The organism is Nonomuraea sp. NPDC054003, assembly GCF_055585125.1.
In genome coordinates, this window is record NZ_JBVJKR010000001.1 from 256,663 (window position 1) to 273,051 (window position 16,389).

The following is a 16,389-nucleotide window of genomic DNA, read 5'->3' on the forward strand; positions in this document are numbered from 1 at the left end:
GGCGCGAAATCGTGTCATCCCCTCGGCGGAGCGCGCACTAGTGTCTACCTGTGACAACTGGCGCATACCTGAGATTCCCCCACCTGTGCGGTGACCTGGTCACCTTCGTCGCCGACGACGACGTCTGGCTCGCCCCGATCGCCGGCGGGCGCGCATGGCGGTTCACCGCCGACCGCACCCCCGTGTCGAACCCCCGTCTCTCACCCGATGGCGCCCGCATCGCCTGGACCAGCACCCGCGAGGGCGCCCCCGAGGCGTTCGCCGCCGAGCTCGACGGGCCGGAAGGCGAGCGGCTCACCCACTGGGGGAGCCCGTCGACCCAGGTGCGCGGATGGAGCGCCGACGGGCAGGTGCACGTCGTCAGCGCCGCCGGGCAGGGCGGCCGCACCAGGACGTGGGCCCACGCCGTCCCGCTCGACGGCGGCCCGGCCACCCGCCTGCCGTACGGGTGGGTGAGCGACGTCGCCGTCAGCGGCGACCGGGTGGTCACCGTCTCGCCCATGTGGCGCGAGCCGTCCCAGTGGAAGCGCTACCGCGGCGGCACCGCCGGCAAGATCTGGATCGACGCCGAAGGCTCCGGAGAGTTCACCCGCCTGTTCGCCGACAACCCCGCCCAGCACTGGGCCGCCATGTGGATCGGTGACAGGATCGCCTTCCTCTCCGACACCGACGGCATCGGCAACCTCTACTCGACCCTGCCCGACGGCTCCGACCCGCGCAGGCACACCGGCCACGAGGAGTTCTACGCCCGCCACGCCACCACCGACGGCGAGCGGATCGTCTACAGCCACGCCGGCGACCTGTGGCTGCTGGAGAGCCTCGACGCCGAACCGTACCGGCTCGACATCAAGCTCGGCGGGCCGCGCCCGGCCCGCGCCAGGCGGCCGGCGCCCGCCCGCGCCGGCGGGTTCTCCCCGGACGCGACCGGCCGCGCCAGCGCGGTCGAGATCCGCGGCACCGTCCACTGGGTGACCCACCGCGACGGCCCCGCCGGCACGCTCCGCGCCGAGCCGGGCGTCCGGGTACGGCTGCCGCGCGTGCTCGACTCGGACGGCCGCGCCCTCTGGGTGTCCGACGCCACCGGCGAGGACGGCCTGGAGATCGGCACCCCCGGCGGTGAGATCCGCACCCTCGCCGCCGGCGAGCTGGGCCGCGTGCTCGACCTGGCCGCCTCGCCCGACGGCAAGCACGCCGCCGTCGCCACCCACGACGGCCGGCTCCTGGTCGTCGACGTCGAGACCGGCGCGCACCGCGAGCTCGACCGCACCGGCCACGGCGACATCAGCGGGCTCACGTTCTCTCCCGACTCCGCCTGGCTGGCCTGGGTGCACCCGCACCAGGAGCCGCTGTCGCAGATCAAGATGGGCCGCGTCGACGGCACCTCCACCATCGAGGTGACGCCGCTGCGCTTCGCCGACTACGACCCGGTCTTCACCCGCGACGGCAAGCACCTGGCCTTCCTGTCGGTGCGCACGTTCGACCCGGTGTACGACGCGCACGTGTTCGACCTGTCGTTCCCCGTCGGCTGCCGCCCGTACCTCGTGCCGCTGCGCGCCACCACCCCCTCCCCGTTCGACCCCAGCCTGCAGGGACGGGGCTTCAACGGCGAGGACGACCACCCGCAGGCGGAGGAGAAGAAGAAGGACGACGCGCCGCCGCGCACCGAGGTCGACCCCGAAGGGCTCGCCTCCCGCGTGGTGCCGGTCCCGGTGCCCGCCGGCCGTTACGTCAACCTGCGCACCGCCAAGGACGCGCTGCTGTGGCTGCGGCACCCGCTCGCCGGCCGGCTCGGCGACGGCACCGAACCCGCCGGCGAGATCACGCTGGAACGCTACGACCTGAAGAAGCGCGCCAAGAGCGAGCTGGGCAAGGAGTTCCGCGCCTTCGAGGTGAGCGGCGACGGCACCCGGCTCGTGCTCAACGGCAAGAACGGCCTGCAGACCCGCTCCGCGAGCGAGGGCGACGAGGTCGTCACCATCGAGCTCGACCGGGTCGCCGTCCAGCTCGACCCCGTCGCCGAATGGCGGCAGGGCTACCGCGAGGCCGGCCGGCTCATGCGCGACCACTTCTGGCGCGCCGACATGAACGGCGTCGACTGGCAGGGCGTCCTCGACCGCTACGCGCCCTTCGCCGAGCGCATCGGCGCCTACTCGGAGCTGATCGACCTGCTCTGGGAGGTGCAGGGCGAGCTCGGCACCTCCCACGCGTACGCCATCGGCAACGGCCCCACGGTCGACCCGCGCCGCCGCCAGGGCCTGCTCGGCGCCGACCTGGCCCGCGACGGGGACGGCACCTGGCGGGTCGAGCGCGTCATCGCGGGCGAGTCGTCCGACCACGACGCGCGCTCGCCGCTGCTCGCGCCCGGCGTCGCGGTCCGCCAGGGCGACGCCCTCGTCGCCGTCAACGGCCGCCCCGTCGATCCGGTACGCGGGCCGCTCCCGCTCCTGGCGGGCACCGCGAACCAGCCGATCCAGCTGACCGTCCGCCCGGCCGCCGGCGGCGAGACCCGCAAGGTCGTGGTCACCCCGATCGCCGACGAGACCCGGCTGCGCTACCACGACTGGGTCGAGGGCCGGCGCGCGTTCGTCCGGGAGGCGTCCGGCGGGCGGCTCGGCTACCTGCACGTGCCCGACATGGTGGCGTCCGGGTGGGCGCAGTTCCACCGCGACCTGCGTACCGAGATGGCGTACGAGGGACTCGTCGTGGACGTGCGCGAGAACGGCGGCGGGCACGTGTCCGAGCTCATCCTGGAGAAGCTGTCGCGCAAGGTCACCGGCTGGATCCGGGTCCGCGGCCACCAGCCGATGCGCTACCCCGAGGACTCCCCGCGCGGGCCCGTCGTCACGGTGACCGACGAGTTCGCCGGCTCCGACGGCGACATCGTCAGCGCCGGCATCAAGAACCGCGGCATCGGCCCCCTCGTCGGCGTCCGCACCTGGGGCGGCGTGATCGGCATCGACTCGCGCTACTCGCTGGTCGACGGCACCGTCGTCACCCAGCCGCGCTACTCGTTCTGGCTGGAAGGGCACGGCTGGGGAGTGGAGAACCACGGCGTCGACCCGGACATCGAGGTCGTCATGACACCGCAGGACCGCGCGGCCGGCCGCGACCCTCAGCTGGAGAAGGCCGTGGAGCTGGCACTCTCCGCCCTGGAGGAGCGCCCCGCCGCCACCCCGCCCGACCTCCCGCCCCTGCCGTAACGACCCCGGGGGACGGCTCCTCGTCCGGAGAGCCGTCCCCGCCCGATCAGGGCGTCACGGTGGCTATCCTCCGCAGGATCTCGGCGAGAACGGGCTCGGAGGTGGCGAAGTTCAGCCGGACGAACGTCTCGCCGCCCGGCCCGAACACGGCGCCGTCGCTGAGGAGGACCTTCGCCTCCCGCTCCAGCTGCTCCGCCACCCCGGGACGGCCGTAGTCGAGCCACGCCAGGTAGGTGGCCTCCGGCACGCGGTACGTGACGCCCTCGGGCAGGTGTTCGGCGATGGCGCGACGGTTCCGGTCGAGCAGCGCGACCGTGTCCGCCAGCCAGGCGTCACCGTGCCGCCAGGCGGCCACGGTCGCCTCCACGCCGAACACGTTCGCCGAGCCGAAGAGGAACGGCGGCTGGGCGTCCAGCGCCCCGCGCAGCCCGAGGGAACCGACGTGCGCCACCGAACAGCGGATCCCGCCCAGGTTGAACGCCTTGGTGGCCGAGGTCAGGGTGACCGTCCGGTCAGGCAGGATCGTGCCGAACGGGATGTGCCGGTTCGGCTCGTACACCAGGTCCGCGTGGATCTCGTCGGAGATGACCAGCAGATCGTGCCGTTCGGCGAGCTCGGCGAGCTCCTCCAGCTCGGCCCGGGTGAAGACGCGGCCGGTCGGGTTCTGCGGGTTGACCAGCAGCAGCACCTTGCACCCGGACAGGTCGGGGATCTCGGCGCGCCACGAGTCGCCGTCCGGCACGAGCCGGATGGGGCGCAGCGGCCGGTCCATGGTCTCCAGCGTGCCGAGGAACGGATGATAGGCCGGGGTGTGCAGCGCCACCCCGTCTCCCGGGGCCGTCCACACGTGCAGCAGCACCTGCAGGGCCTGGTTGATGTCGGAGTAGGAGCGGACCAGGCCCGGATCGGGCTCCCACCTGTATCGGGCGGCCATCCGCTCCGCGAACGCCTCGGCGAGCGGCCCGCTCTGGGGGCTGTCGAGCCACGAAGGATAGCCGAGGTCGCCTTCCGCCCGGCGGCGCAGCGCCTCGACCACCTCGGGAGCGGACGGCAGGTCCATGTCGGCCACCCACGCGGGGATGACCCCCGGGTCCGCCTTCGCCCACTTGAGCCCGTCGTTGCGTGCTTTGAACGCTTCACCCACGAATGTGTCGCTCACCCAGACATTCTAGGAATGTCGGCCTTCGTACGGATCAGCCGCCGGCCAGCGACCGCCACAGCCGGTCCGTACGATCACGCCGCCCCCACGCGATCACCCCGCTCATCACGAGCAGGACCAGCGGCAACGCCACAGGCCCGCCGCTCACGAACGCCTCGGTCAGCACCGCACCGGCCATCAGCCCGGCGCCCGCCAGCGCGGCCGCTCCGGCCACCGGGGGCGCCAGCAGGCACACCGCCACCGCGACCTCCAGCACCGCGACCAGGTAGCGGAACCAGTCACCCCACCCGATCGCCTCGAACGTGGACACCGACGGCTCAGCCCCGGTGAACTTGCCCATCGCCGCCATCAGCAGCATGCCGGCCATGACCACCTGGAGCACCCACAGGCCGGCCCCGGCCAGCCGCCGCCCGGCACTCGGCCTCGTCTCGATCTTCTCCATGCCGCCGACATTATGGACTGCGATCAACCGCCGGAATGCGGCTGGTTACCGGACAAGGGTGGAGGTAGGTGCACTTGCCCGGAGACGCGCCGTGTGCGACGGAACCATGGAACCCGGGCAGCCGGAGAGGCGCCCGCCGGACAGGACGCGCGTGGAGAGGAGGACGGCGACCATCGGCGGGCTGGTGGGCGAGAGCCGGTGAGGAGCGCGGTGCGGGACGGCCGCACCGCGTCTCACGCGGCGAGTGGTCAGAGGCGGCGCAGGACCGCCACGACCTTGCCCAGGACGCTGGCCTCGTCGCCGGGGATGGGTTCGTAGTTGTCGTTGTGCGGCACCAGCCAGACGTGGCCGTCCTTGCGCTTGAAGGTCTTGACCGTCGCCTCGCCCTCGATCATCGCGGCCACGATGTCGCCGCTCTCGGCGACCGGCTGCTGGCGGACCACGACCCAGTCGCCGTCGGCGATCGCGGCGTCGATCATCGAGTCACCGGTGACCTGCAGGAGGAAGAGCGTGCCCTCGCCGACCAGCTGCTTGGGAAGCGCGAAGACGTCCTCGACGCTCTCCTCGGCCAGAATCGGGCCACCGGCGGCGATGCGGCCGACCAGCGGGACGTAGGCGGCGGTGGGCCTGTTGACGGGGGCGTCGTCGGTGGCGGTGTCGGGGTCGACCCACAGCACCGGCTCACCCGGCAGCCGCACCTCGAGCGCGCGCGGGCGGTGGGGGTCACGCCGCAGATAGCCCTTGCGCTGCAAAGCCGTCAACTGGTGCGACACGCTGGACGTGCTGGTCAACTGGACGGCTTCGCCGATCTCGCGCATGGACGGCGGATAGCCGCGCTGCTGCACCGAGTCGCGGATCACCTCGAGGATCTTGCGTTGCCTGGGGGTCAGCCCCAGTGAGTCACGCCTTCGCACCGCGAGGTCACTGACCCCATTGGCGTCATCCCGCTCGCTCATGCCTCTCCTCCTCGCCCGGCAACCCGCCCCGCGGGCGAGGCTCCCGGTCCGTGGTCCTGATGTCGCACACAGCGACCGTATCTCTGTTGAAGATCATCTTCAAACAGTTGTTCGAGTCTTCCTCGAAAATGTCGGCAGTGTGGTGTAGAACATCGTACGGGAGTTCGATCGACACCGTGTTCGATTTGCCGATCTTTCTACGGCCGTTTCCGGGGGCCACGACGGCGGGAGGTCCATCATGCGAACGACCAGACGGAGCCACCGCGCAGCGGGCTCACCCACGGGCCGCATCCACGGGATGATCTGATGGCGGATCCGACCGGCGACCACGTCAAGCGCCTCACCCTCATCGTCGACGCCACCCAGGAGGGGAGCCCTCAGGGACGCCACCCTCGCCCCGAAGCGCCCAGGCGGAATAACGACGGCGGAGCGGGCCCCCGATCGCGATGGGCCGCCGACGGCAAGCGCCCCCACCTGTACCTCGTCCCCCCAGCCCGCCCCGACTCGGACACCGGCCCTGGCAGGTGGGGGAGAAGCGACGGCGGGCCCGTCCGAGGGGGAGAGCGAGCGCCCGGAGCCGGTCAGGTCGTCAACGGCGGGTCCGTCCGAGAGCGAGCGCCCGGAACCGGTCAGGTCGTCAACGGCGGGTCCGTCCGAGAGCGAGCGCCCGGAACCGGTCAGGTCGTCAACGGCGGGCGCCAGGCGGCGGGCGAGCGTGCGCCGGGAGGCGTCGTCAATGGCGGGTCCGTCCGTACGGAAGAGTGTGCGCCTGGACCCGGTCAGGTCGTGAACGGCGGGTCCGTTCGAGGGGGAGAGCGTGGGCCGGGAGTTGGCCAGGCCGTCAATGGCAGGCGCCGGGCGGCAGGCGAGCGCGCGCCCGGAGCCGGTCAGGTCGTCAATGGCGGGCCCGTTCGGACGGGAAAGCGAGTGCCGGGAGACGGCCCGGCCGTCAACGGAAGGCCCGTCCGGACGAGAGGGCGAGCGCCCGGAGACGGTCAGGTCGTCAACGGAAGGCCCGTCCGGACGGGAGAGCGAGCGCCCGGAGACGGTCCGGCCGTCAATGGCGGGCGCCGGGCGGCGGGTGAGCGCGTGCCCGGAGTCGGCCAGGTCGTCAACGGTGGGCGCCAGGCGGGGGGCGAGCGGCGGGTCGTGGAGCGGCGCCGGAGGCAGGGTGCGCCGGAAAGGCGCCTGACGGACGACGGCCCTCTGCGGCGTTCCGGCCTCACCGGCGAAGACGGGCTCGGCGACGGTCGCGCTGAGCGGTCGCCGGTGTCCCCGGCCCGAGTGCGGGGGCTCCGGCGGGACGGGGCGTCGATGGTACCCAAGGGGAGTGCGCGCGCAGCGCAGGGGGAGCGGGCCCCGGCGGACCTGCAATCGAGGCGCCGGACGCGTAAGGGGGACGGCGCGATTGAAGGGGACGCGGTGCGGGCGCGTCGCCGCGTCGTCGTGCCCGGGACTCCAGCGCAGCTCGGCCGGCCAAGGATGGGCTGGTTCCCGAGGTTCGCGCGGATCGACAGGGCCGGTCGCGCCGCACAGATCGACAGGGCCGGTCGCGTTACGCAGATCGATAGGGCCGGTCGCGCCGCACAGGTTGACAGGACCGGCCGCGCCACGCAGGTCGGCAGGACCGGCGGCACCACGCAGGCCGACGGGGTGGGCCGCTCCGCGGGGGCCGACAGTGGGCGGCGTGCGCGGGCGGGGAAGAGGCTGCGGGGCAGCACGGCCGAGACCGCGCCGGTGCGGTTGACGCGGCGCGGCCAGGCGGTGCTGGTGCTGGTCATGGCGCTGCTGTCGCTGGGCGGGTTCTGGCTCGGCACCAGGGCGGCCGGCCACGCAGTGGTCGAGCGCTCGCCGGGCGCCGTCGGCCTGTCGTGGGCGCAGGTGCGTGAAGGTGACAACCTGTGGAGCGTCGCCGGCCCGCCGTGGGCACAGGTGCGTGAAGGCGCCAGCCCGAGAAGCGCCGTCGGCCTGTCGTGGGCGCAGGTGCGTGAAGGCGGCAACCTGTGGAGCGTCGCCGGCTTACCGTGGGCGCAGGTGCGTGAAGGCCACAGCCTGAGGAGCGTCGCCGGCCTGTCGTAGGCACAGGTGCGTGAAGTCGACAACCTGAGCGGCGCCGGCGTCCACCCCGGCGAGGACCTAGGCGCCGTCGCGGACGAGGCCAAGCGGTGCGACAGGCTGACGAGTCCGCCCAGATGGGCGGGCACCCGCTTCCACGGCCCCGATGGCGTCGGCACCCCTTTACACCAGGGACAATAGGTGACCGTGCGATGCCCGCGAGCCTCCTGTGAACAAACATCACGTACGTGACGCGTACCAACAAAAGTGACACGTCCCGGACGACACGCCGAGGCGGGGCGGGGACGCGGGGGCTGATCAGCGACTTCGGCCGGGCGGGCCCGGCCAACTTGCGTTCATGGTCGCGCGCTTCTACGGTTGGACCACAACATCTAGTAGTTACACCGATGTAGTTCACCACACCTTGTGTTTCGGCGACCGCACCAGACAGAAGCTCCGGTGCGTGCGCGAGCGTCCCCAGAGGCGGATGCCGTGCCTGTGGTGACCCCTGAAGCGAGGAGGCGTAAGCGTGCATTGTCCGTTCTGCCGCCACCCCGACACCAGGGTCATCGACAGCCGCTCCACAGAGGACGGCGCGGCGATCAGGCGCAGGCGCACCTGCCCCGAATGCGGGCGGCGATTCACCACCCAGGAGACCGTGCTCCTCATGGTCAGCAAGCGCAGCGGAGTCACCGAGCCGTTCTCGCGTGACAAGGTCGTCGCGGGCGTGCGGCGAGCCTGCCAGGGCAGACCGGTCAGCGAGGACTCACTGGCGCAGCTGGGGCAGAGGGTGGAGGAGGCCATCAGGGCCAAGGGCGCGGCCGAGATCGCCTCCAACGAAGTGGGGCTGGCGATCCTCGGGCCGCTGCGCGAGCTCGACGAGGTGGCCTACCTGCGGTTCGCATCGGTTTACCGCGGTTTCGAGAGCCTGGCGGACTTCGAGGCCGAGATCAAACAGTTGAAGGCGGAGAAGGGGGAGTCATGACGGAGACGTCCAGCGGATCAGTGGCGCGCGGAGGCAAGCGTCCCCGCAAGGGTCTGAAGATGAAGCGGATCTTCACCACGCCCGGCGTGCACCCGTACGACGAGATCGCGTGGGAGCGCCGCGACGTCGTCATGACCAACTGGCGCGACGGCTCGGTCAACTTCGAGCAGCGGGGCGTCGAGTTCCCCGACTTCTGGTCGATCAACGCGACCAACATCGTGACCACCAAATACTTCCGCGGCGCGGTCGGCACACCCCAGCGCGAGCACAGCCTGAAGCAGCTCGTCGACCGGGTCGTCGGCGTCTACACGCGGACCGGCCTGGACCACGGCTACTTCGCCAGTGACGAGGACGCCGAGATCTTCGACCACGAGCTGAAGTACGCCCTGGTCCACCAGATCTTCGCCTTCAACTCCCCGGTCTGGTTCAACGTCGGCACCCAGTCGCCCCAGCAGGTGAGCGCCTGCCAGCCGTACGACGCGCTGGTGAGCACGCCCGACGGGCTCGTCCCGATCGGCAAGCTCGTCCAGGACAACGCGATCGGCGCCAAGGTCTACGACGCCCACGGCCTCACCCGCGTCATCGCCACCAAGGCCAACGGCGTGAAGAACGTGCTGCGCCTGCACACCAAGGCGGGCTACACGCTTGACGTCACCGGCGACCACCTGGTGTGGAAGGCCACCGGCGACGGCACCGGCCACTTCGTGGAGGCCGCCACCCTCAATCCCGGAGACCAGCTCGAGTGGCACCGGCGCGAAGCGTTCGGCGAAGGCGAGATCGACTTCACCGAGGTGGCGGAGGCGGCCCTCGCCGGCTGGCTGCAGTCCGACGGCTTCGTGGGACAGTACGAAGGGACCGACAAGTCCCTCACCATCGAGGCGATGACCGTCAACGACGCCGAGCTCGCCTGGGTGACCCGAGCCCTCGACGTCGTGTTCCCCGACGTGCACCGCAAGGAGCGCACGGTGGAGACGCAGGACACCTCGCTCGACTGCCGGCGCACCCGCCTCTACGGCAAGTCGCTGGAAGGCTTCGTGGACAAGTGGGACCTGCGTCGGCGCGGCGTCGACATGTCCGTCCCCGCCGGTCTCTTCACCGCTCCGCTGCCGGTGGTGGCCGCCTATCTCCGCAGCGTCTTCCAGGCCGAGGGTTTCGTCACCGCGAGGGAGAGCTCCACCGTCGTCGAGGTCGACATGATCTCCGAGGAGCTGATCCGCGGCATGCAGCGCCTGCTGCTGCGCTTCGGCATCTACGCCCGCGTCGGCTTCAAGAAGGACGCCCGCGACGACCGCAAGGGCTGCTGGACGCTGCGCATCCAGTCCGCCGGCGACCGGCGCGCCTTCGCCGACGAGATCGGCTTCGTCGACGAGACCAAGTCCGGCAAGCTCGAGGCGAGCTTCGACAAGCCGGGACACCCGTCGAAGGCGACCAAGCGGCTGGAGATCGACCGGGTCGAGGACCTCGGGCCGATGGAGGTCTACGACATTCAGACCGAGAGCGGCGAATACCTCTCGGGCAACCTCCGGGTGCACAACTGCTTCATCCTCGCCGTGGACGACACGATGGAGTCGATCCTGGAGTGGTACAAGGAAGAGGGTGTGATCTTCAAGGGCGGCTCCGGGTCGGGCGTCAACCTGTCCCGCATCCGCTCGTCCAAGGAGCTGCTCTCCAGCGGCGGCACCGCCAGCGGTCCCGTGTCGTTCATGCGCGGCGCCGACGCCAGCGCCGGCACGATCAAGTCCGGTGGCGCGACCCGCAGGGCCGCCAAGATGGTCGTGCTCGACGTCGACCACCCCGACATCGAGGAGTTCATCGAGACCAAGGCGCGCGAGGAGGACAAGGTCCGCGCGCTGCGTGACGCCGGGTTCGACATGGACCTCGGCGGCAAGGACATCGTCTCGGTGCAGTACCAGAACGCCAACAACTCGGTGCGGGTCTCCGACGAGTTCATGCGCGCGGTGGAGAAGGGCGAGAAGTTCGGGCTGCGCGCCCGGCTCACCGGCGAGGTGATCGAGACCGTCGACGCCCGCGACCTGTTCCGCAAGATGGCGAAGGCCGCGTGGGAGTGCGCCGACCCCGGTGTGCAGTACGACGACACGATCAACGACTGGCACACCACCCCGGAGACCGGGCGGATCACGGCCAGCAACCCCTGCTCCGAGTACGTCCACCTGGACAACTCGTCCTGCAACCTGGCCAGCATCAACCTGCTGAAGTTCCTCAAGGACGACGGCTCGTTCGACGTGCCCGGCTTCGTCAAGCTGACCGAGCTGATCATCACGGCGATGGACGTCTCGATCACGTTCGCCGACTTCCCGACGGAGAAGATCGGTGAGACGACGCGCGCCTACCGGCAGCTCGGCATCGGCTACGCCAACCTGGGCGCCCTGCTGATGGCGACGGGTCACGCCTACGACTCCGACGGCGGTCGCGCGGTGGCCGGGGCGATCACGTCGCTGATGACCGGCGTGTCCTACCGCCGCAGCGCGGAGCTGGCCGGGGTGGTCGGCCCGTACGACGGCTACGCGCGCAACGCCGAGCCGCACAAGCGGGTGATGCGCAAGCACGCGGCGGCCAACGACAACCTGCGCGCGATCGGCGCGATGGACTCCAAGATCCACGCCGAGGCGTCGCGGCAGTGGGCCGAGTGCCTCAAGCTGGGCGAGCGGAACGGCTACCGCAACGCCCAGGCCAGCCTGCTCGCGCCCACGGGCACCATCGGCCTGATGATGGACTGCGACACGACCGGCATCGAGCCCGACCTGGCGCTGGTCAAGTTCAAGAAGCTCGTCGGCGGCGGGTCGATGCAGATCGTCAACCAGACGGTGCCCCGGGCGCTGGTGAAGCTCGGCTACCAGCAGGAGCAGATCGAGGCGATCGTCGAGTACATCGCCGAGCACGGCCACGTGGTCGACGCCCCCGGCCTGCGGCAGGAGCACTACGAGGTGTTCGACTGCGCGATGGGCGAGCGGGCGATCGCGCCGATGGGCCACGTGCGGATGATGGCGGCGACGCAGCCCTTCCTGTCGGGCGCGATCTCCAAGACGGTCAACCTGCCCGAGTCGGCCACGATCGACGACATCGAGCAGGTCTACCGTGAGGGCTGGGAGCTCGGCCTGAAGGCGCTGGCGGTCTACCGCGACAACTGCAAGGTGGGCCAGCCGCTGTCGGCAGGCGGCAGCAAGAAGGAGGAGCCGAAGGCCGCCGAGCCGGAGGTCAAGGTCGTGGAGGTGGCGCGGCCGACCAGGCGGCGCATGCCCAACCAGCGGCCGAGCACCACGACGCGGTTCACGGTCGGCGGCGCCAAGGGCTACATGACCGCCTCCTCCTACCCCGATGACGGGCTGGGCGAGGTCTTCCTGAAGATGTCCAAGCAGGGCTCGACGCTGGCGGGCGTCATGGACGCCTTCTCGGTGGCGATCTCGATCGGGCTCCAGTACGGGGTGCCGCTGGAGACGTACATGAGCAAGTTCGTCAACATGCGCTTCGAGCCGGCGGGCATGACGGACGACCCGGATGTCCGGATGGCGACGTCGGTGATGGACTACATCTTCCGGCGGCTGGCGCTCGACCACCTGCCCTACGAGGAGCGGGCGGCGCTCGGCATCTTCTCGGCGGCCGAGCGGGCGGCGCAGCAGCGCGGCGAGGACCCGGCGGCGCTGCAGGAGACGGTGGAGTCGCTGGCCCAGTCGGCGCCGATCGAGGAGAAGCCGAAGCAGGAGCCCAGCAAGGAGCTGACGCTGGAGAGCCACCAGCGCTTCACCGCCGACGCGCCGCTCTGCATGACGTGCGGCACCAAGATGCGCCCGGCGGGCAGCTGCTACGTCTGCGAGGGCTGCGGCTCGACCAGCGGCTGCAGCTGAGCGAGGGGTAGATCGTCCGCGAACGAGGTGCCGGTGCCGATCCGGCACCTCGTTCGCGCTTCCGGCCGCGGCGCCGTCACCAGGGTCGGGGCGTGTCAGCCCGTCCCGAGCTGGCGGGAGAGCGACTGGATGTCGGAGATGACCCAGTACTCGGCGAACCTGCCGTCCTCGGCGCGCAGGATGTCGTGGCCGCTGAAGGCGATCCGGGTGCCGGGGGCCGCGGTGGCGCCGGGCATGCCGCCCCGGTAGGCGCCGGCGAAGGTCCAGCGGGCGGCCACGTGGTCGCCGTCGACGACGGGGCCGACGTCGAGGGTGATCGTGACGTCGTCGAACGGCTCGTGTCCCTGCCGGAGCGTCTCGATCAGCTGGTCGGGGCCGTGCACGTCCATGCCCGGCCAGTGGCCGACGAAGCCGGGGGTGACGAGTTCGTGGGCTAGGGAGAATTCGCCCTGCCACAGGTGGAGCAGCCATCGCTCGTACAGTTTCGCCATCATGCCGGTGACCTCTACCCGGGTACGGGGCTTCGATAGATTGCTCGGCGCGTGTTCGCCATGGTTTCGTCAACCGTTCTGAAACCGGGCGTCGATCAGGGCGCGACATGCTGGGTGTCCATGGAAAGGGAGGGCCTGCCATGACGGTTCCGCCGCAAACCCCGATGCTCGACCAGCGGCCCAGCAAGGCGCTGATCATCGCCCTGGTGCTGTCCGGCCTGCTGGCGCTGGGCGTGCTCGCGGTGTTGCTGCTGAGCGGCGGGCCCGTCGGCTTCGGTCTGTCGGCGCTGCTGGCCATCGCGCCGCTGCCGGTGCTGCTGGCGGCGGTGCTCTCGCTCGACCGGCTGGAGCCGGAGCCGAAGCTGCATCTGGCGTTCTCGTTCAGCTGGGGCGCGGGGGTGGCGGTGGGGCTGGCCATCCTGCTGAGTGTCGTGGGCATCGAGCTGTTCGCCCGCGCCGGTTACGGCCAGCAGGCCGTGAACCTCATCAGCGCGGTGGTGCTCGCGCCGGTCATCGAGGAGGCGCTGAAGGGCGCCGCGCTGCTGCTGCTCCTGCGCCGGCGGCGGGAGATCGACGGGCTGACGGACGGCATCGTGTACGCGTCCATGGCCGGGCTGGGCTTCGCGACCGTGGAGAACGTCGGCTACTACCTGACGGCCTTCGGTGAGGAAGGGGCGGGCGCGGCCTTCCAGTTGTTCGTCATCCGCGGGCTGATCGACCCGCTCGGCCACCCGGTCTACACGTCGATGATCGGGGTCGGGGTGGCGTACGCGCTGACGCGCCGCAACGCCGCCCGGTTCGCCGCGATCCCGCTCGGCTATCTGGGCGCGGTCTTCCTGCACGCCCTGTGGAACGGCGCGGCCTCCAGCGGGTCGCTGGCAGCGGTCGCCGGCGCGTACCTGGTGATCATGCTGGTGCTCATCGGGCTGATCGTCATCACGGTGGTGGAGCGCAGGCAGCTCGTCTCACGGATGGGCGCCTATCTCCCCTTGTACGGTCACACCGGCCTGGTCACCGAGCAGGACGTGGGGATGCTGACGACGATCGCGGCCCGTCGCGCGGCCCGCAAGTGGGCCAGGGGCGCCGGGCTGGGCCGTGAGATGAGCGACTACCAGCAGGCGGCCACCGAGCTGACGATGCTCCACCTGCGCGCGGAGCGGGAGAGGACGGATCCGGCCCGGTTCGCGGTCGAGCGTGATCTGCTGCTGGGCGCGATGGCCCGGGCCCGCCGCTGGTGACCCTCTCTGGCCCGGAAGCGCTTTCCTGACACAATGTCCGGGATGGGCGTGAAAGGAGAGCGGATGAGCTGGGTGGAGATCGAGTCCGAGGCCGAGCTGCGCGAGCTGCTGGGCGAAGTGATGCCGCGGGCGGCGACGAAGGAGCGCACCCGCCTGCACGAGCGTGACCGTCAGTGGCTGGCGACCTCGCCGTTCTGCCTGATCGCCACGGCCGACGCCGATGGCAACTGCGACGTCTCGCCCAAGGGCGACCCTGCCGGGTTCGCCCACGTGATCGACGACACCACGATCGCCATCCCCGAGCGCCCCGGCAACCGCAGGGCCGACGGGTTCCGCAACATCCTGTCCAACCCGCACGTCGGCCTGATCTTCCTGATCCCCGGCCGCAACGAGACGTTGCGTGTGAACGGCCGTGCCCGGCTCGTGCGGGAGGCGCCGTTCTTCGACGAGATGATCGTCAAGGGTCACCGGCCCAAGCTCGCCCTGGTCGTGGAGATCGAGCAGATCATGTTCCACTGTGCCAAGGCGTTCATGCGCAGCGCGCTCTGGCGGCCGGAGAAGTGGGGCCCCGACCCGCTGCCGTCGCACGCCACCCTGGTCAAGGAGCTGCAGACCACACCGGAGACCCTTGAGGAGCTGGAGACGTACTACTCGGACGCCGCCTACCGCAAGAAGCTCTACGAGGTCTAGGCCGCGGGGGTGGGGCCGTCGGGGAAGCGGATCACGTTGCGGCCCGTGTAGGCCCGCAGGTCGACGACCTTCGGATCGACGGCCGCCTGCTTGCGGTGCACGGCCACTGATCGGATGTCGCGGATCTTGTGCGTGGCGATGCGCGGCGGGACCGTCACCAGCCTTCTCATCGTCCTCCCCCCGTGATGTTCCTGTTACCTATGTTATTAACAGAAACCCGGGTAAGGGCGGTGTAAGACAGAAATTCAGTAGGGCAGGCGGCGGCCCGACGGGGATCGCAGGTCAAGGTCCGCGCCGCGGACCGGACGCCGCCTGGTCGTCGTCCTGACGATGCGCACGCGCTTCATGGTGTGCCCCCTCTCGCCTGGCGCCAACCTAACCGGGCGCGCGTCGTACGCTCAACGCATTTGTCCGCACCGGGCGGGCGCCGTGACGCCCGCCCGGTGAGTGTCAGATGCCGCCGCCGGGGACCGTCCGGCTCGTGACCGCGAGCCGGTTCCACGCGTTGATCATCGCGACGGCCACCACCAGCGACGCGAGCTGCTTCTCGTCGTAGTGTTCGGCCGCCGCGTCCCAGACCTCGTCGGAGACGCCCTTGCCGTGGTCGGCGAGCCTGGTCGCCTCCTCCGTCAGGTCCAGCGCCGCCCGCTCGGCAGGGGAGTAGACCGTGGTCTCCCGCCAGGCGGCCACCGACCAGACCCGCGCGTCGCTCTCGCCGTCCTTCTTCAGATCACGGCTGTGCATGTCCACGCAGAACGCGCACGCGTTGATCTGGCTGGCGCGCAGCTTCATGAGCCCGATCGTGGCGTGCGGGATCCCGCAGTCGCCGAGGAACTTCTCGACGGAGAGGAACGCCCGGTAGGGCTCGGGGGCGAGGGCCGCGACGTTGAGCCGCTGAGTCATCGATACCTCCATGGTGAGTCGTAGCCGACGCGACATGGACGGGGCAGCCCCGCTGGATGTGACAGTCCGGAAAAATCTGAATAGGGCGGCCTTCTGCGGATATGAGACCTCTGCACGGACATCACTAATGATCAGGGGGGATCATCATGGCTGTCTGCGAGTCATGCGGCAACGACTACGACATGGCGTTCGAGGTCCGCGCCCAGGGCAGAACCCACACCTTCGACTCCTTCCAGTGCGCGATCGACAAGATGGCGCCGGTATGCGAGCACTGCGGCACCAAGGTCATCGGCCACGGCGTCCAGTCGGGCGACCACTGGTACTGCTGCGCCCACTGCGCCCGGCAGGAAGGCTCCAGCGGCATCGTCGACCGCGTCCCGGCCGGCGCCACCGCCTGACAGCCGGGA

13 protein-coding genes are annotated in these 16,389 nt (G+C 70.7%); 7 read left to right on the forward strand and 6 right to left on the reverse strand.

Features of this window, described 5'->3' with window-relative positions:
* Positions 1 to 50: 50 nt before the first annotated feature.
* On the forward strand, positions 51 to 3,200 hold the full coding sequence (locus ACZ6YG_RS00995; RefSeq protein WP_466016847.1) for a S41 family peptidase: 3,150 nt from the start codon (positions 51 to 53) through the stop codon (positions 3,198 to 3,200).
* Between the two features lie 46 nt (positions 3,201 to 3,246).
* On the opposite strand, the gene ACZ6YG_RS01000 is transcribed toward ACZ6YG_RS00995, so the two are convergent.
* The 3 genes from ACZ6YG_RS01000 to lexA all read right to left on the reverse strand — a co-directional run bounded on the left by ACZ6YG_RS01000 (position 3,247) and on the right by lexA (position 5,757).
* Positions 3,247 to 4,359, reverse strand: coding sequence for a MalY/PatB family protein (locus ACZ6YG_RS01000; RefSeq protein ID WP_466016848.1), 1,113 nt, complete (start codon positions 4,357 to 4,359; stop codon positions 3,247 to 3,249).
* Between the two features lie 34 nt (positions 4,360 to 4,393).
* On the reverse strand, positions 4,394 to 4,801 hold the full coding sequence (locus ACZ6YG_RS01005; protein ID WP_466016849.1) for a DoxX family protein: 408 nt from the start codon (positions 4,799 to 4,801) through the stop codon (positions 4,394 to 4,396).
* A 248-nt stretch (positions 4,802 to 5,049) separates the two neighbouring features.
* Positions 5,050 to 5,757 carry a transcriptional repressor LexA gene (lexA, locus tag ACZ6YG_RS01010; protein WP_148030138.1) on the reverse strand — a complete coding sequence of 236 codons (708 nt, stop codon included), beginning with the start codon at positions 5,755 to 5,757 and terminating at the stop codon, positions 5,050 to 5,052.
* A gap of 1,422 nt (positions 5,758 to 7,179) precedes the next feature.
* Here lexA and ACZ6YG_RS01015 point away from each other — a divergent pair.
* From ACZ6YG_RS01015 to ACZ6YG_RS01025, 3 genes are all read left to right on the forward strand, one after another.
* Entirely contained in the window at positions 7,180 to 7,836 is a 657-nt protein-coding gene (locus tag ACZ6YG_RS01015; RefSeq protein ID WP_466016850.1) for a hypothetical protein, read from the forward strand.
* A gap of 505 nt (positions 7,837 to 8,341) precedes the next feature.
* The gene (nrdR, locus tag ACZ6YG_RS01020; protein ID WP_148030140.1) at positions 8,342 to 8,797 is read left to right on the forward strand and encodes a transcriptional regulator NrdR; all 456 of its coding nucleotides are present in this window, start codon (positions 8,342 to 8,344) and stop codon (positions 8,795 to 8,797) included.
* Positions 8,794 to 12,660, forward strand: coding sequence for a vitamin B12-dependent ribonucleotide reductase (locus tag ACZ6YG_RS01025; protein WP_466016851.1), 3,867 nt, complete (start codon positions 8,794 to 8,796; stop codon positions 12,658 to 12,660). The genes nrdR and ACZ6YG_RS01025 overlap by 4 nt, the downstream gene beginning before the upstream one ends.
* A 95-nt stretch (positions 12,661 to 12,755) precedes the next feature.
* Here ACZ6YG_RS01025 and ACZ6YG_RS01030 read toward each other — a convergent pair whose 3' ends face one another.
* Entirely contained in the window at positions 12,756 to 13,154 is a 399-nt protein-coding gene (locus tag ACZ6YG_RS01030) for an ester cyclase (protein ID WP_148030142.1), read from the reverse strand.
* Positions 13,155 to 13,291: 137 nt separating this feature from the next.
* On the opposite strand from ACZ6YG_RS01030, the gene ACZ6YG_RS01035 reads away from it, so the two are divergent.
* Entirely contained in the window at positions 13,292 to 14,389 is a 1,098-nt protein-coding gene (locus ACZ6YG_RS01035) for a PrsW family intramembrane metalloprotease (protein ID WP_187281028.1), read from the forward strand.
* A gap of 42 nt (positions 14,390 to 14,431) precedes the next feature.
* On the forward strand, positions 14,432 to 15,079 hold the full coding sequence (locus ACZ6YG_RS01040) for a pyridoxamine 5'-phosphate oxidase family protein (protein ID WP_246641255.1): 648 nt from the start codon (positions 14,432 to 14,434) through the stop codon (positions 15,077 to 15,079).
* On the opposite strand, the gene ACZ6YG_RS01045 is transcribed toward ACZ6YG_RS01040, so the two are convergent.
* Both ACZ6YG_RS01045 and ACZ6YG_RS01050 read right to left on the reverse strand, forming a co-directional pair.
* The gene (locus ACZ6YG_RS01045) at positions 15,076 to 15,249 is read right to left on the reverse strand and encodes a hypothetical protein (protein WP_187281029.1); all 174 of its coding nucleotides are present in this window, start codon (positions 15,247 to 15,249) and stop codon (positions 15,076 to 15,078) included. The genes ACZ6YG_RS01040 and ACZ6YG_RS01045 overlap by 4 nt on opposite strands.
* Before the next feature lie 280 nt (positions 15,250 to 15,529).
* Positions 15,530 to 15,982, reverse strand: a complete 453-nt coding sequence (locus ACZ6YG_RS01050) for a carboxymuconolactone decarboxylase family protein (protein ID WP_466016852.1) — start codon at positions 15,980 to 15,982, stop codon at positions 15,530 to 15,532.
* 146 nt (positions 15,983 to 16,128) lie between these two features.
* On the opposite strand from ACZ6YG_RS01050, the gene ACZ6YG_RS01055 reads away from it, so the two are divergent.
* Positions 16,129 to 16,380 carry a hypothetical protein gene (locus tag ACZ6YG_RS01055; RefSeq protein WP_148030145.1) on the forward strand — a complete coding sequence of 84 codons (252 nt, stop codon included), beginning with the start codon at positions 16,129 to 16,131 and terminating at the stop codon, positions 16,378 to 16,380.
* The last annotated feature ends 9 nt before the right edge of the window (positions 16,381 to 16,389 follow it).

What these genes read in the sequence shown, in the direction of transcription:
- ACZ6YG_RS01005 (WP_466016849.1), bottom strand. Translation starts at nt 4,801, where the DNA reads ATGGAGAAGATCGAGACGAGGCCGAGTGCCGGGCGGCGGCTGGCCGGG.
- lexA (WP_148030138.1), bottom strand. Translation starts at nt 5,757, where the DNA reads ATGAGCGAGCGGGATGACGCCAATGGGGTCAGTGACCTCGCGGTGCGA.
- ACZ6YG_RS01025 (WP_466016851.1), top strand. Translation starts at nt 8,794, where the DNA reads ATGACGGAGACGTCCAGCGGATCAGTGGCGCGCGGAGGCAAGCGTCCC.
- ACZ6YG_RS01030 (WP_148030142.1), bottom strand. Translation starts at nt 13,154, where the DNA reads ATGATGGCGAAACTGTACGAGCGATGGCTGCTCCACCTGTGGCAGGGC.
- ACZ6YG_RS01035 (WP_187281028.1), top strand. Translation starts at nt 13,292, where the DNA reads ATGACGGTTCCGCCGCAAACCCCGATGCTCGACCAGCGGCCCAGCAAG.
- ACZ6YG_RS01040 (WP_246641255.1), top strand. Translation starts at nt 14,432, where the DNA reads ATGGGCGTGAAAGGAGAGCGGATGAGCTGGGTGGAGATCGAGTCCGAG.
- ACZ6YG_RS01045 (WP_187281029.1), bottom strand. Translation starts at nt 15,249, where the DNA reads ATGAGAAGGCTGGTGACGGTCCCGCCGCGCATCGCCACGCACAAGATC.
- ACZ6YG_RS01050 (WP_466016852.1), bottom strand. Translation starts at nt 15,982, where the DNA reads ATGACTCAGCGGCTCAACGTCGCGGCCCTCGCCCCCGAGCCCTACCGG.
- ACZ6YG_RS01055 (WP_148030145.1), top strand. Translation starts at nt 16,129, where the DNA reads ATGGCTGTCTGCGAGTCATGCGGCAACGACTACGACATGGCGTTCGAG.